The sequence below is a fragment of the Kocuria marina genome (genome assembly GCA_014652975.1).
GTDB classification, from domain to species: Bacteria; Actinomycetota; Actinomycetes; order Actinomycetales; family Micrococcaceae; genus Kocuria; species Kocuria marina.
The window spans coordinates 1-14,477 of sequence record BMZV01000002.1; the positions used below are offsets into that span (position 1 = coordinate 1).

14 protein-coding genes are annotated in these 14,477 nt (G+C 69.5%); 10 read left to right on the top strand and 4 right to left on the bottom strand.

What is annotated here, in order from left to right:
• Positions 1 to 220 precede the first annotated feature (220 nt).
• Positions 221 to 835 carry a response regulator transcription factor gene (locus IE157_RS05155; protein ID WP_131333153.1) on the bottom strand — a complete coding sequence of 205 codons (615 nt, stop codon included), beginning with the start codon at positions 833 to 835 and terminating at the stop codon, positions 221 to 223.
• Entirely contained in the window at positions 828 to 2,189 is a 1,362-nt protein-coding gene (locus IE157_RS05160) for a sensor histidine kinase (protein ID WP_193519358.1), read from the bottom strand. The genes IE157_RS05155 and IE157_RS05160 overlap by 8 nt, the downstream gene beginning before the upstream one ends.
• A gap of 199 nt (positions 2,190 to 2,388) precedes the next feature.
• Here IE157_RS05160 and IE157_RS05165 point away from each other — a divergent pair, with 199 nt between their 5' ends.
• On the top strand, positions 2,389 to 2,871 hold the full coding sequence (locus tag IE157_RS05165) for a small multi-drug export protein (protein ID WP_098055181.1): 483 nt from the start codon (positions 2,389 to 2,391) through the stop codon (positions 2,869 to 2,871).
• A gap of 126 nt (positions 2,872 to 2,997) precedes the next feature.
• Here the strand turns inward: IE157_RS05165 and IE157_RS05170 are convergent, their stop codons facing one another.
• Together IE157_RS05170 and IE157_RS05175 are read right to left on the bottom strand one after the other, a co-directional pair.
• Positions 2,998 to 4,209: a dicarboxylate/amino acid:cation symporter gene (locus IE157_RS05170; RefSeq protein WP_064845386.1), complete on the bottom strand. Its 1,212-nt coding sequence runs from the start codon at positions 4,207 to 4,209 to the stop codon at positions 2,998 to 3,000.
• 459 nt (positions 4,210 to 4,668) lie between these two features.
• Positions 4,669 to 5,274 (bottom strand): hypothetical protein, encoded by a 606-nt coding sequence (locus IE157_RS05175; RefSeq protein WP_193519359.1) that lies wholly within the window; start codon positions 5,272 to 5,274, stop codon positions 4,669 to 4,671.
• Between IE157_RS05175 and IE157_RS05180 the strand changes: the two genes are divergently transcribed.
• From IE157_RS05180 to IE157_RS05220, 9 genes are all read left to right on the top strand, one after another.
• Positions 5,227 to 6,024: a hypothetical protein gene (locus IE157_RS05180; protein ID WP_193519360.1), complete on the top strand. Its 798-nt coding sequence runs from the start codon at positions 5,227 to 5,229 to the stop codon at positions 6,022 to 6,024. The genes IE157_RS05175 and IE157_RS05180 overlap by 48 nt on opposite strands.
• Positions 6,011 to 7,051 carry an HAD-IIA family hydrolase gene (locus tag IE157_RS05185; protein ID WP_193519361.1) on the top strand — a complete coding sequence of 347 codons (1,041 nt, stop codon included), beginning with the start codon at positions 6,011 to 6,013 and terminating at the stop codon, positions 7,049 to 7,051. Before IE157_RS05180 ends, IE157_RS05185 begins: the two co-directional genes overlap by 14 nt.
• On the top strand, positions 7,048 to 7,284 hold the full coding sequence (locus IE157_RS05190; protein WP_064845384.1) for a hypothetical protein: 237 nt from the start codon (positions 7,048 to 7,050) through the stop codon (positions 7,282 to 7,284). Before IE157_RS05185 ends, IE157_RS05190 begins: the two co-directional genes overlap by 4 nt.
• Positions 7,281 to 8,024 carry a TlyA family RNA methyltransferase gene (locus IE157_RS05195; protein WP_193519362.1) on the top strand — a complete coding sequence of 248 codons (744 nt, stop codon included), beginning with the start codon at positions 7,281 to 7,283 and terminating at the stop codon, positions 8,022 to 8,024. The genes IE157_RS05190 and IE157_RS05195 overlap by 4 nt, the downstream gene beginning before the upstream one ends.
• Positions 8,025 to 8,102: 78 nt before the next feature.
• On the top strand, positions 8,103 to 9,200 hold the full coding sequence (locus tag IE157_RS05200; protein WP_064845382.1) for an NAD kinase: 1,098 nt from the start codon (positions 8,103 to 8,105) through the stop codon (positions 9,198 to 9,200).
• Positions 9,197 to 10,909, top strand: coding sequence for a DNA repair protein RecN (recN, locus tag IE157_RS05205; RefSeq protein ID WP_193519363.1), 1,713 nt, complete (start codon positions 9,197 to 9,199; stop codon positions 10,907 to 10,909). Before IE157_RS05200 ends, recN begins: the two co-directional genes overlap by 4 nt.
• Before the next feature lie 32 nt (positions 10,910 to 10,941).
• Positions 10,942 to 12,657 (top strand): CTP synthase, encoded by a 1,716-nt coding sequence (locus IE157_RS05210; RefSeq protein ID WP_064845380.1) that lies wholly within the window; start codon positions 10,942 to 10,944, stop codon positions 12,655 to 12,657.
• Between the two features lie 3 nt (positions 12,658 to 12,660).
• Positions 12,661 to 13,317 (top strand): NUDIX domain-containing protein, encoded by a 657-nt coding sequence (locus IE157_RS05215; RefSeq protein ID WP_167318627.1) that lies wholly within the window; start codon positions 12,661 to 12,663, stop codon positions 13,315 to 13,317.
• Positions 13,314 to 14,360, top strand: a complete 1,047-nt coding sequence (locus IE157_RS05220) for a site-specific tyrosine recombinase XerD (RefSeq protein WP_318281343.1) — start codon at positions 13,314 to 13,316, stop codon at positions 14,358 to 14,360. The genes IE157_RS05215 and IE157_RS05220 overlap by 4 nt, the downstream gene beginning before the upstream one ends.
• Positions 14,361 to 14,477: the final 117 nt, after the last annotated feature.

Genomic DNA, 14,477 nt, shown 5'->3' on the forward strand with positions numbered 1-14,477 from the left:
ACATGAAAGAAAGAAGTGGTCGAGGCCGCACCCCCTTAGGGGGCGCGGCCTCCCACCATTTAACACGCCGGAACGCACACAAGCCCGCGATCGTGCAGTGTAAACGCCACGGTGGGCTTCACCATGGCGCCAGCGGCGATGGGTTCGTTCGGGCCACCACCACGATCGGGTTCTTCTGCTGCACCCCGATGCGAGTCGACAGCGTCACGCTCTCTCACCCTCAGATCCATCCCTCGTCCCATGCCCGCTGCACGGCCTCTTGACGGGTGGACACGTGCAACTTGGCCAGGGCCGAGGAGACGTAGTTCCGGACGGTCCCCGGTGCGAGATGCAGGGCCGCAGCCGCGTCCGCGAGAGTGGGCTGCTGCGCGGATTCACGCAGCACGTCCAGTTCCCGGTCACTCAGAGGGCATGCGGAGCCCGATAGCGCACTCGCGGCGATTTCTGGATCCACGTACCGCTTGCCGGCCGCGATGTCCCGCACCACCTGGGCCAGCTTCTCGGAGGGCGTGGACTTGGGGAGGAACCCGGACACGCCCGCAGACAGGGTGCGGCGCAGTACTCCGGGACGGGCGTGGCGCGTGACCATGAGGATGCGGGTGTCCACCGAGCTCACGATGCGCTGCGCCGTGTCCACGCCATCCGTGGGCGGCATCTCCAGGTCCAGGATGCACACGGTGGGGGAGTGCTGCTGAGCCGCCCGTAGAGCCTCGGCCCCGTCTGCGACATCGGCCACCACGTCGAAGTCGTCCTCGAGGCGCAGCAGGGCAGCAAGGGCCCCGCGGATCAGGTGCTCGTCGTCCGCGAGAAGGATCGTGATCCGCTCGTCATTCATGGTCGTCTCGTGTCATGGGCACGCGCGCGGTCAGGGTGAAACCGTCGTGCGCGGGATCGAAGGTGTACGTGAGCGTGCCTCCCAGCGCCGACAGTCGTTCACGCAACCCCGCCAATCCGTTCCCGGTGGAGGCGTCCGGCGTGGATTCCGAGGACGGGGACGCGCCGTCGTTGTGGATGACGAGTTCGAGATGAGCGCCCCCGCCCGGCAGGCGTCGGCGCCGTGCGGCACGACCGGTGGGTGCGGCGTCGTCGTCACGTCCCGTGGACGAGATCAAACGCAGCGAGATCCGCGCGGAGGAGGCGTGGGAGTGCCGCAGGATGTTGGTCGTGCCCTCCCGCACAACGAGGCCCAGCACATTGCTCGTGACGGTGTCACCGCGGCCGTCCTCGGTGGAGTCGGGGAAGGGTCGTGAGCGACCGGCCCAGGTCCGCAGCATCGGGGGCAGGTCCACGTCCGTGTGGATCCCGGCCGCGCCGAGAACGGAGGACGCGTTCTCGAGCTCGCCCACGAGAGTGGTGGAGCGATAACCCTGGACGAGGGAGCGTGTGTCACGCAGGGCTTCCTGCGCGCCTGCGTGAGCCGCGAGGACCTGCTCGCGGGCGGCGTCGTACTGCTGTTTGCCGAGCAGGCGGGCCGCGAGATCCGTGGTGAGGCTGATGACCTGCAGGTGATGCCCCTGGACGTCGTGCAGGTCCGCCGCGAAGCGCAGCCGCTCGTTCGCGATGGCCAGGTCCGCGGCACGGCGCTGAGCGGCCTCCAGCTGTAGCATGACGCCCCAGACCCACAACGAGGAGGGGATGGCGAGCAGGACGATCCCCGCGTACTGGATGGTCATGGCGACGTCCATCGCGGTCGGGTTCATCACTCCCATGGCCCAACAGACCAAGAGGTATACGGGCGGGATCGCAGCGGCCACGAGGAACAACCAGCGCCAGCGGTGCTCGGGCTGCAGGCCGGCCGTCATGACCACGACGGCCAGGGGGAGTGCGGCGTAAACCCCTCGGGGGCCGACGCTCGCCGCGAGAACGGCGCACACTATCCCCAGGATCGCAGCCACACCCATGAAGGGAGTCAACACGGCCGCCCGACTCACACCCCGACGAATCCGCAACAGCCCTGCGGCCCAGCACAGCAGGCTCGTCACGCCGATGATCCCCGTCGTGACGTACGCGGCCGCCGATGGCCTGAACGCGATGGCCGCGAAGTTCAGGAAGAACACGTAGAGCAGGATGCCCACCAGCGTGAGGTAGGTGCTCCACCACACCAGGCTCATGTTCCGGCGTTGCCGCGCGAGGTCGAGCTCGTGCTGTTCTGCGCCGTGGACCGGCGCGGACGTAGGGATCGCCGACATGCCTCCACCCTAGGGGCCGGGTGATCCGGATATGACACGTGTCATGTGGGCTGATGACATCCGTGGCCAAGGTGATGACGCGGGCTCACTGCCGCGAACGGTCCCCGCGCGGAAGAGTGGTGGGCAGAAGGGCACGACAGCCCGAACACACGTCCACAGCGCGGCGCTCAAGCACCCGCCGGAGGAGAGGAAGAACGCCATGCAGTGGTTGCAGGAGAATGTGGAGGCCGCGGGGCAGACCGTTCAGGCCCTGTTCCTGATGCTGGGCGGGGCGATCCCGTTCATCGAGTCCTACGGGGCCTCGGCGGTGGGGGTCATCGCGGGGATCCATCCCGTGATGGCGGTGCTCTTCGCCGTGATCGGCAACATCGTCTCCATGACCCTGTTGGTCCTGTTCGCGGAGCGGGTCCGGAAGTTCTTCACGCGCAATCGGGACGAGCGCAAGGAGCCGAGCAAACGTCAGCAGCGTTTCGTGAGGATGTTCGAGAAGTACGGGGTGGCCGGGGTGTCAATCCTGGGTCAGGCCGTGCTGCCCAGTCAGATCACCTCGTCCATGATGGCCGGGGCTGGCGTGGCCAAGGGGAAGATCATCTTCTGGCAGTGCATCTCGATCGTGCTGTGGGGTGTCCTGTTCGCCGGCCTCGCCTCGGCGGGACTCTCCGTGATCACCGGGGTCTCCTGAGCGGGTGCTCCCTGGGCGGGCCACCCGTACCGGCACCCGGCCACGAGATGACGACGGCGCGTCGCACAGTGCGACGCGCCGTCGTCATGGATCGCAGGTGCGGGCTGCGAGGCCCGCACGAGATGGTCAGACGGTCGACTCCGCGGGGGCGTCACGCAGGCGCCCGCTCTTGTCCTTGAGCATGCGGTCCATGACGGCAGCGATGGCGCCGTCGCCGGTGACGTTACATGCGGTGCCGAACGAGTCGATGGCCACGTAGGTGGCGATCATGAGCCCCACGGCGGTCTCGTCGAAGCCCAGGGTGGACTGCAGGATGCCGACCGCGGCCATGATCGCGCCGCCGGGGACACCGGGCGCGGCGACCATGGTCACGCCCAGCAGCAGGATGAACCCGATGTACTGCCACGTGTTGATGGGCATCCCCGAGATGGTCATGATCGCCAGGGAGAACAGCACGATCTTCATGGTGGACCCGGAGAGGTGGATCGTGGCGCACAGGGGAATGGTGAACCCGGCGACGCGCTCGTCCACGCCGTTGCGCTTGGTGCATTCCAAGGTCACGGGGATGGTCGCCGCGGACGATGACGTGCCCAGCGCCGTGGCGTACGCCGGGAGCATGTTCTTGAGCATCACGAACGGGTTGCGCTTGGCCACGAGGCCCGCCACGCAGTACTGGATGATCAGGATCACCACGGTCATGATGAACGCCAGGATCACCACGCGCAGGAAGGTGGAGATCACCAGGACGATCTGCCCGTTCATGGTGAGGCTCAGGAACATGCCGAAGATGTAGACGGGCAACAGCGGGATGATGATCTTCTCCACGATCCGCATCACGATCGTGCGCAGCTCCCCGAACCCGCGGTGCAGGGAGTTGCCCTTGACGAACGTGATCCCCACGCCGATGCAGAAGGCCAGGATGAGAGCTGTCATCACGTCGAACACGGGTGGCATGGTGATGTCGAAGAACCCGCTCAGGGCGTGGTCCTCCGGGTTCTCCAGCCCGTTGACGGACCTGTCACCGCCCAGCAGCCACGGGTAGCTCGCCTTGGCCACGAGGAACGCCAGGAGACCGGCGAAAATGGTGGACCCGTACGCGATGGCCGCCGTCACGGCCAACCACTTGCCCGCGCCCCGCCCCAGATCCGCAATGGCCGGTGTCACGAGGCCCACGATGATCAGGGGGATCAGAAACCCCAGGAACTGGCTGAAGATGCCGTTGAAGGTTATGAACACCCGTGCGAGCCATTCCGGGAAGAAGAGGCCGAAGACGACGCCCATGACGATGGCCACGAGGACCCGCAGAAGCAGGTTTTTGGAGAGGGATCTCAAACGCATGCTTCATTATGTACGGCGCCCACCCTCCTGCGGTTCACTCCGCGCGCGGATCATCTCGCCGCGTCCCGTTCGAGTGCCGCGAGCGGCCCGTCCATGGCGTTGGGAGTGCTCCGCGCACCGTTTGTAGAATGCTCTTCGAGAACATCCGGCGGTGCCAGATCCCGCCCCCGCACCATGGCCGCAGGCCGCAGTAGGAGACACCCCTTGAGCGAATCTGAACAGCACGGTTCCCACGATCGTTCCGATCGTCGACGCAGCGGGGGTGACCGCGGCGGCCGGTGGGGCCGTGACGAGCGCGGTTCATCCCGCGGTGGGGGAGACCGCCGGTTCTCCCGGGGCGACGACGATCGTCGGGGCACGGATCGCCGTGGCTCCGATCGCTCCTCGTACCGCGGGGGCTCGGGGGGCCGTCCCGGAGATCGGGACGGTTTCGGCGGCCGAGGCGGCAGCGGACGCCGTTCATCCGGCGACGACGCTCGCAGCGGCTACCGGGGCCGGGACGAGCGGGCGGGGATTTACGGCGGGCGCGGTGATGAGCGCAGGAATGATGACCGGCGAGGCGGCTACCGCCGTGACGACGATCGACGCGGTCCGCGCGACGGCGCTCGTGGTGAGGAACGGGGCGGCTACGGGCGTCGGGACGAGCGTGGTGACCGGGACCGTCGTGAGGGCGGCTATGGACGTCGGGACGACCGTCGTGATGGTGGTTTTGGGCGACGTGATGATCGCGGGGACCGGGATCGCCGGGACGGGGGCTTCGCGGGCCGGGGCGGTGACCGGGCTCGCCAGGGCGGCGGGCGCGGCTTCGGAGCGCGCGACGAGCGCCGCGACTACCGTGACGACCGGCGCGGTGACGCACGTGGCCCCGAGCGCGATGACCGCCGAGATGCCCAGCCGCGGTTCGTGGCCCCGGACATCGACGCGGACGTCACGGGTCGGGAAATCGACCGGACCGTGCGCCGGGAACTGCAGGCCCTCGAGGCGAGCAATGCCGAGCGGGTGTCCAAACACCTCGTGATGGCGGCGCGCTATCTCGACGACGATCCCGAATTCGCCCTTGAACACGCCAACGCCGCCGTGCGTAAGGCGGGGCGGATCGGCGCTGTGCGCGAGGTTGCCGGGATCGCGGCGTATGCGGCCGGTGACTACGCGCTCGCCCTGAAGGAGTTGCGCACCCACCGGCGGATCTCCGGTTCGCAGGCACACCTGCCGCTCATGGTGGACGCCCAGCGTGCCCTGGGCCGCGTGGACAAGGCCATGGAAGAGGCCATCTCGGATGCCGCTGATGCGCTGGACGCCGAGGGCAAGGCCGAGCTCGCCATGGTCGTGTCCGGGATCCACGCCGACGCCGGTGACGAACAGGCCGCGCTCGCGGCGCTCGAGATCCCCCAGCTCGACAAGAACCGCGGGTTCTCCTACAGCCCCAAACTTTTCCGCGCGTACGCGGACGCCCTGCGCGCGGTGGGTCGCGACAGCGAGGCCATGTCGTGGGATCGCCAGGCCATCGTCGCGGAGGCGGCGCTGGGCATGGGCCAGTTCTCCGAGCCCGAGATCGTGGACCTGGGTGACGACTTAGACGAGGACGACGCTCGGCGCACCGTCCGGGAGGCCCAGAAGCGACACAGCGCGGACCGCCCCAGTGATGACGCCCCCGAAGTGAGCACGGACTCCGACGAGGAGGCGGCCCCTGCGCGGGAGGAGACAGCGCCGTCGGACGACGCGGCCGCTCCGGGTGACGCGTCAGCCGACAACCACGCACCCGCCGAGAGCGCCGACGGCGAGCACGGGACGGACACCGGTCATGACCGCAACTGATCCCGCCCGCGAGGAGGGGAGCGAGGACGCGACGCTCATCGAACGGTTCGACGCCTTGCTGTGCGATCTGGACGGTGTGGTCTACGCGGGACCGCACGCGATCGACGGCGCCCCGGAGAGCCTCAAGCGAGTGAAGGACTCGGGGCGCGCGGTGATGTACGTGACCAACAACGCATCCCGATCCCCCGAAGCGGTGGCCGAGCACATCTCGTCCCTCGGCGCTCCCGCTCGGACGCAGGACGTGGTGAGTTCCGCCCAGGCGGCCGCGGCTTTGCTGGCGGAGCGGCTCCCGCGGTCGGCGAAAGTGTTGATCACGGGGGCACAGGCGCTCGCGGACGAGATCCGCGCCGTGGGATTGACCCCCGTGATCTCCCAGGACGAGCAACCGGAGGCCGTGGTGCAGGGCTTCGACCCGCACATCGGATGGGAGCACCTCGCCGAGGCCGCCTTCACCCTTGCGGACGACGCCGTGCTGTGGTGCGCGACCAACACCGACCGCACCATCCCCAAGGAACGGGGGATCGCCCCCGGCAACGGGACGCTCGTGGCCGCTGTTGCCGCGGCGTCGGGCCGGGAACCCGTGGTCGCGGGCAAACCCGAGGCCCCCATCTTCCGCGAGGCGGCCGAGCGCGTCGGCGCCCGCAACCCCGCAGTCGTGGGGGACCGGCTGGACACCGACATCCTCGGGGCCAACAACGCGGGCATGCCCGGGATCGAAGTGTTCACGGGGGTGGACTCGCCGCGTTCGGTGCTCGCCGCGTGCACGTCCCAGCGCCCCACCTACCTCCTGGGGAACCTGCGTGAACTGTTCGAACCGTATCCCCGGGTGGACGTCACGCACGACGGCGGCCGGTTCCGCGCGCGGTGCCGCGAGGCCGTCGCGGAGACCGACAGCACCGCCGTGACGGTCACCGCGCCTCGCGACAGCCTGGACGGTTGGCGCGCTGCGTGCGCCGCGTGGTGGGCCGCCCATCCCGACGTCGACGTCGCTCACGAACCGTCGCTGACGTGGCAGGACCCCGCGTGAACGAGGAACACCCCGAGCCCCCGCACACCGGCCTGGACCCCGTGGACCGCGTGCTCGCGCGTGAAGCAAACATCGCCGCGCTCCCCGTCACGGAACAGGCGGCGGCGTACGAGGTCCTGCACGAGGAACTGGAGCGGATCCTCAACGCGTCGCCGGGTTCGTTGCCCGCCGGGCTCATCGACTCCGTGACGGAGCCTGGGTCGGACGCCGCGGGGGAGCGGGAGCACCCGTGAACGATCGGCTCGACCGGGCGCTGACCGCGCGCGGTCTCGCCCGGTCCCGCACCGTGGCCGCCGCTCTGATCAAGGCCGGGCGCGTGAGTGTGAACGGGTCCGCGGCCACGAAACCCTCCGCCGTGGTCACCTCGGAGGCTACGCTCGAGGTCGCGGCAGCCGAGGGCGAGGAGTACGTGAGCCGCGCCGGGCACAAACTGGCCGGCGCGCTCGAACGGTTCCCGGACGTGTACCCCGCGGGTAAGCGCTGTCTGGATGCGGGGGCGTCCACCGGAGGGTTCACGGACGTCCTGTTGCGCCGTGGTGCGCGCGAGGTCGTGGCGGTGGACGTGGGGCACGACCAATTGGTCCCCGAACTGCGCGCGGACCCCCGCGTCCGGGTCCACGAGGGGCTCAACGTGCGCTACCTGGATTCCGCCGAGATCGGCGGCCCCGCCCAACTCACGGTGTGCGACCTCTCCTTCATCTCCCTGACCCTCGTGGTCCCTGCGCTCGCGGCGGCCACGGAGCGTGGAGGGGACCTGCTGCTCATGGTCAAACCCCAGTTCGAGGTGGGGGCGCACGCGCTGTCCCGCACCGGCGTCGTGACGTCCGACGCCGCGCGGGAAGCGGCGGTGGAGCGCGTACGGGCTTGCGCGCGCGACGTCGGGCTCGAGGTCCTCGGCACGGCGCCCAGTCCGCTGCCGGGCCAAGACGGCAACTTGGAGTTCTTCGTGTGGTGCCGCAGCCCGAAGCACTGACCGCGTCGGGGCGCTCGCGTAGTGTTGGCTGAGTCAGCCCACCGTGGGAGTCGATCGCAGGAGGATGGTCTTCAGCTCGTGAGCCGGAAAATCTTGGTGATGACCCACACGGGGCGGCACGAGGCCAAGGAAGCGGCCCGCCAGTCCTGCGAACAACTGCACGACGCCGGGCTCGTACCTGTCCTCTGCCGCCCGGACCTCGAGGCCCTGCGTGCGGACGGGTCGGACATGGCACCCGTGGAGATCCTCGAGGAGGACGTGGCGCTGCGCGAGATCGAGATCGTCATGGTGCTCGGCGGTGACGGCTCCATCCTGCGCGCGGCGGAACTGGTGCGCGGAGTGGACACCCCTCTGCTGGGCGTCAATCTGGGTCACGTGGGCTTCCTCGCCGAGTCCGAGCGTTCCGCGCTGAGCGAGACCGTGGAGGCCATCGTCGACGGTCGCTACACGGTGGAGCGGCGCATGGCCCTGGACATCACCGTGTGGGAGCAGCGCCGAAAAGTCCTGCACACGTGGGCGCTCAACGAGGCCTCCGTGGAGAAGGGCAACCGGGAGAAGATGATCGAGGTCGTCACGGAGGTGGACCGCAGGCCGCTGTCCACGTTCGGGTGCGACGGCGTGGTCATGGCCACCCCCACCGGTTCCACGGCCTACGCGTTCTCCGCGGGTGGTCCCGTGGTCTGGCCGGAGGTCGAGGCCCTGCTCATGGTCCCGCTGTCCGCCCATGCCCTGTTCTCCCGCCCCCTCGTGATCTCCCCGCGCTCCATGATGGCCGTGGAGGTGCTCACCCGCACGGATGCCCGCGGTGTCCTGTGGTGCGACGGACGGCGAACCGTGGACCTGCCCCCGGGATCGCGCATCGAGGTGCGCCGGTCCGAGAAGTCCGTGAACCTGGCCCGCATGCACGCGACCCCGTTCTCCGAACGCCTCGTCAAGAAGTTCGAACTGCCGATCGCCGGATGGCGTGGCCCCATGCCCAAGGAACAGCTCGAGGCCCTCACCTCGGCCCTGTCTGTCGTGCAGCCCACCACCAAGGTGGTCGCTCAGGACGAGGAACAAGTCAAGCTCAGCGTGGGCCGGGAGATCCCGCACCACAACGACGCGCCCTGGCTCGATGGCGGCTCCTCGACCGGTGAGCGGACCGGCGACCGACCGGACGGGACCTCCCGGTCATGATCGAGGAGATCCACATCCACGACCTCGGCGTCATCACGGACGCCGTCCTGCCACTGGGCCCCGGATTGTCGATCCTCTCGGGTGAGACCGGCGCGGGGAAGACCATGGTGGTCACTGCGCTCGGCATGCTGCTCGGCAACCGCGCGGACGCCGGATCCGTGCGCTCGGGCAGCACCAAGGCGCTAGCGGAAGCCACCGTGCGGGTGCCGTCGGACCACGCCGCTGTGGCGCTCGTGGAGGAATCCGGTGGTGCGGTGGACAGCGAGACGGTCAATGGCACCGAGGAGTCCCTGGTCCTGCTCTCCCGCACCGTCTCGGCCGAGGGGCGCAGTCGCGCCCATGTGGGCGGCCGTTCCGCACCGGTGGGCACGCTCGGCGCCGTCGGTGAGACCCTCGTGGCCGTCCACGGGCAGTCCGACCAGCTACGCCTGAAGTCCCCGGCGGCCCAGCGCACGGCGCTCGACGACTACGCCGGCGCGGACGTTGCCGAGGAGCTCGCCACCTACCGCGGCAAACTCGCGCGCTACCGGGAGGTCGTGGCCACGTTGCGCGCGGCCAAGGAAAATTCCCGCGAACGAGCGCTGCAGGCCCAGGCGTTGACCACCGTGCTCGAGGAGATCGACGCCGTGGAGCCCGTTCCGGGCGAGGACGCCCAGTTGGACGCGGAGAGCGAGAAGCTCACTAACCTCGAGGCCCTGCGCGGTGCGGCATTGTCCGCCCACGGGGCCCTGAGTGGATCCGACGCGGACGACGAACCGGACCTCAACGCCGTCGCCCTGCTGTCCCACGCGCAACAGGCGCTCGACCTCGTGGCGGAGTCTGACCCCGAACTCGTGGCCCTAGCCACCCGGGTGCGCGAGCTGACCGTGGTCGCCGCCGACGTCGCCGCGGACCTCTCGGGATACGCGAGCGGTCTGGACGAGGACGGCCCCGCGCGGCTCGCCGAGGTCGAGGCCCGCCGCAGTGCCCTGCGCGCGCTGACCAAGAAGTACGGTGCGAGCATCGACGAAGTGCTGTCCTGGGCGGACGAGGCCCGGACCCGGCTCGAGGGGCTCGTGGTGGACCCCCAACGCGAGGAACAACTGCGCGCGGAGGGCGAGAGCCTGCATGCGGCCCTCGTGAAGCACGCGACCAGGCTGTTGGAGCTGCGACGGGTGGCCGCCAAGAAACTCGCGGGCGCCGTGAGCGAGGAACTGAGCGCGCTGGCCATGCCCAACGCGTCCCTCGTGGTGGCGGTGGAACCCTCCGAGCGCTTCACGGACGACGGCAGGGACACGATCGAGTTCATGCTCGCGCCCCACCCGCAGGCCACACCCCGCCCGCTCGGCAAGGGTGCCTCCGGTGGTGAGCTCTCGCGCATCATGCTCGCGCTCGAGGTGGTGCTCTCCGAGGTGGACCCCGTGCCTACGTTCGTGTTCGATGAAGTCGATTCCGGTGTGGGCGGCAAGGCTGCCGTAGAGATCGGCCGGCGGCTGAAGATGCTCGCCAAGAACGTGCAGGTGCTCGTGGTGACCCACCTTCCCCAGGTCGCTGCGTTCGCGGATCAGCACATCCTGGTGACCAAGTCCTCGGACTCGAGCGTCTCGGACGTGAAAGTGCTCACGGACGAGGAACGCGTGGTGGAGCTGGCCCGCATGCTCGCGGGCCACGAGGACTCCAGTGCGGCCCGCGAACACGCGCGAGAACTCATGCGGGACGCTACCGCATGACCGACGACCCCCAACGCCCCGACGAGACACGAATGGTAGGCTCGAATCCCGTGGTGAATGCTCAGGACGCCGCCCACGAGGCAGGCACAGAAAAGAACGACGGCAAGGTGACCCGGCAGATCTTCGTCACGGGAGGTGTGGCCTCGTCCCTCGGCAAGGGGCTCACCGCGTCCTCACTCGGAATGCTTCTGCGTTCGCGCGGCCTGTCCGTGACCATGCAGAAATTGGATCCGTACCTCAACGTGGATCCCGGAACCATGAACCCCTTCCAGCACGGTGAGGTCTTCGTCACGGACGACGGCGCCGAGACGGACCTGGACATCGGTCACTACGAGCGCTTCCTGGACGAGAACCTGGACGCCTCCGCGAACGTGACCACCGGTCAGGTGTACTCCACGGTGATCGCCAAAGAACGCCGCGGCGAGTACCTGGGTGACACCGTGCAGGTCATCCCGCACATCACGGACGAGCTCAAGCGCCGGATGCGCCGCCGCGCCGAGGACGAAAACGCCCCGGACATCATCATCACCGAGATCGGCGGCACGGTCGGTGACATCGAGTCCCAGCCCTTCATCGAGGCCGCGCGCCAGGTGCGCCAGGACGTGGGTCGGCGCAATGTGTTCTACCTGCACGTGTCCCTGATCCCGTTCATCGGCCCGTCCGGTGAGCTCAAGACCAAGCCCACCCAGCACTCCGTGGCCTCGCTGCGCGGTCTGGGCATCCAGCCCGACGCCCTCGTGCTGCGCTGCGACCGGGACGTCCCGGACGCGATGCTGCGCAAGATCGGTGCCGCGTGCGACGTGGACCTGGACGCCGTGATCTCGTGCGCGGACGCCCCCAGCATCTACGACATTCCCAACACCCTGCACAGCCAGGGTCTGGACACCTACATCCTGGACTACCTGGGTCTGGACTACCAGGACGCCGATCTACGGCAGTGGTCCCGGCTGCTCACCGCGGTGCACGAGCCCGAGCACCACGTGACGGTCGCGCTCGTGGGCAAGTACATCGACCTCCCGGACGCGTACCTGTCCGTGTCCGAGGCGCTACGGGCCGGTGGATTCGCGAACAACGCCCGCGTGCACATCAAGTGGGTCGCCTCCGACCTGTGCGACACCCCAGAGGGCGCCCAGCGCGAACTCGGTGACGTGGACGCCGTCCTGATCCCCGGGGGCTTCGGCATCCGCGGGCTCGAGGGCAAGCTCGGCGCCCTGCGCTGGTCCCGTGAGCACAAGGTGCCCACCCTGGGGCTGTGCCTCGGGTTGCAGTGCATGGTCATCGAGTACGCGCGCGACGTCGTGGGCCTGCCCAACGCCTCCTCCACCGAGTTCGACCCGGACACGGACACTCCCGTGATCGCGACCATGGAGGAGCAGAAGCAGTTCGTGGAGGGCGCCGGTGACCTGGGCGGCACCATGCGTCTGGGCCTGTACCCCGCCGCGCTGGCCGAGGGTTCCGTGGTGGCCGAGGCCTACGGTGCCACGGAGGTCTCCGAGCGTCACCGCCACCGCTACGAGGTCAACAACGCGTACCGCGACGCCCTCTCGGAGGCCGGGCTGCGGATCTCGGGCACGTCCCCGGAGGGCACGCTCGTGGAATTCGTGGAGCTGCCCCGTGAGGAGCACCCCTACTACGTGGCCACGCAGGCACACCCCGAGCTGGCCTCCCGCCCGACCCGTCCGCACCCGCTGTTCGACGGCCTCGTCAAGGCCGCTCTCGAGCGCCGGGGCGTCCAGGCCAAGGGCTGAGCCGTGGAGTACACGAGCATCACCGCCGAGCAGCTGACGGATCGCCCGGATCCGCACACCGTCACGGATTCGCGGACCGTCTACGACGGCGCCATCTGGGACGTGTGCAGTGAGTCCTTCCGCATGGCGGGCCAGGAAGAACCGCTGACCCGGGAGTTCATCACGCACCCGGGGGCGGTGTCCGTGGTCGTGTTGGACGAGAAGGAACGGATCCTGCTCATCAACCAGTACCGCCACCCCGTGCGCAAGCGGATGTGGGAGATCCCAGCGGGGCTGCTCGACGTGTCCGGGGAACCCGCGCTGCAGGCGGCCCAGCGCGAGCTGGGCGAGGAAGCGGATCTCACGGCCCGGACATGGCACACGCTCGTGGACTTCGACAACTCGCCAGGCTCCTCGGCGGAGGCCAACCGGATCTTCTTGGCCCGTGACCTGAGCGAGGTCCCCGAGTCCGAGCGGTTCGAACGCGAGGGCGAGGAGGCGGAGATCGTGGCTGGTTTCGCGGACCTCGACGACGCCGTGGCCGCGGTCATGGCCGGGCGGATCACGTCCCCTACGGCCACGCTCGGCATCCTCGCTACGCACATTGCGCGGTCCCGGGACTGGGCCACGCTGCGCGCACCGGACGCCGAATGGACCTCGCGGCCGCGGCACGAGGGGTGAACGACTCCCTCGAGCCGCACGGTCCCATCACCGAACCACTGCCGATCGTGGATGGGGGACCGAGGGCGGGTGCGGCGCCGTCGGACTCGACGACCGAGGCGGAGGCCGCACCGGAACTGCGGCGGGCCGTGGCGCGTTACCTGGACCACCTCGTGGTCGAGCGCGGACTCGCAGCGAACACTGTGAGCGCGTACCGCCGGGACCTCGCGCGCTACCTGCAGCACCTCACGGCGACCGCCGCGCACGTGCGCGTGCCCAGGGACATCACGGCCGATCACGTGCGGGCGTTCGTGCGGAGCATCCGCGAGGGCGACGCCGCCCACCCGGCGCTGTCCGCGCGCAGCAGTGCGCGGGTGCTCGCAGCGGTGCGGGGGGCCCACGCGTTCTGGGTCACGGAGTCGAGCGTGGACACGGACGTCGCGTCCCGCGTGAGCCCGCCCATGCCGCCGCAGCGGCTGCCCAAGGCCATCGGCGTCACGGAGGTCGAGAACCTCCTGGCCGCCCCGGACCCGGACACACCCGCGGGACTGCGAGCCCGGGCGTTCCTCGAACTGCTGTACGCCACGGGTGCGCGTATCTCCGAGGCCGTCGCACTGGACGTGGACGACCTCGCCGGTCTGCACGACGAGGACCTCGCCCTGATCCGTGTGACGGGCAAGGGCGCCAAGCAACGGCTCGTGCCCGTGGGATCGTTCGCCGTGGCGGCCCTGGACCGCTACCTTGTCCGGGCCCGCCCCGAGTTGGCGCGGCACGGTCGGGGGAGCCCGGCGGTGTTCCTCAATGCTCGCGGCACGCGGATCTCGCGGCAGACGGCGTGGAACATGGTCAAGGACGCCGCGCGCACGATCCACCAGGAGGAGCGGATCACGCCGCACACGCTGCGCCACTCGTTCGCCACGCACCTGCTCGAGGGCGGCGCGGACCTGCGGGTCGTGCAGGAACTGCTGGGTCACGCCTCCCTGGCCACGACCCAGATCTACACGCGCGTGTCCGTGGAGTCCCTGCGCGAGGTCTACGCGACGTCCCACCCGCGAGCGCGCTGAGCCGGCAGCGTCGGGGCCGCGCACTGAGCCGACCACGTCGGGGCCGCGCACTGAGCCGACCACGTCGGGAGCCGCAGCACACGGAGTGGGTGACGTTCCGCCCGCACACCGAGCCGG